General features: G+C 66.3%; 1 protein-coding gene. It reads right to left on the bottom strand.

Annotated features, from left to right (window positions below; all coding sequences use genetic code 11):
* On the bottom strand, window positions 1–380 hold a 380-nt coding region (locus tag LE181_RS31995; protein ID WP_225665116.1), incomplete at both ends, for a class I SAM-dependent methyltransferase.

The following is a 380-nucleotide window of genomic DNA, read 5'->3' as shown; positions in this document are numbered from 1 at the left end:
TACTGCGCAACCGAGTTGATGACCACGGTGTCGAAGAACCCCGAGGGCAGACCCTCCAGCTCATGCGCCGCACTCACCCGCAACTGAACCCGCTCCGCCAGACCCGGCTGCGCCGCAACCTGCTCGCGCAACACCCCGATCGCCTCGGCCGAGAAATCCACACCCCAGTACGCCTCGCAGTCACCCGCAAGCTTCGCCAGCAGCAGACCACTGCCCACACCGATCTCCAGCACCCGCCGCGGCCTCAGCCCACGAATACGCTCGACCGTCGCATCCCGCCACTCCCGCATCTCCTCCAGCGGAATGTCCTCACCCGTGTAACTGCTCGCCCAGCCACTGAAGTCCTCACCGAACTCCTCCGGCCGCTCAGCGCCGTACAT

The organism is Streptomyces sichuanensis (assembly GCF_020328095.1).
Classification (GTDB): domain Bacteria; phylum Actinomycetota; class Actinomycetes; order Streptomycetales; family Streptomycetaceae; genus Streptomyces; species Streptomyces cinnamoneus.
The sequence above is the reverse complement of the archived record's forward strand: the minus strand, read 5'-3'. Positions and strand labels throughout refer to the sequence as shown.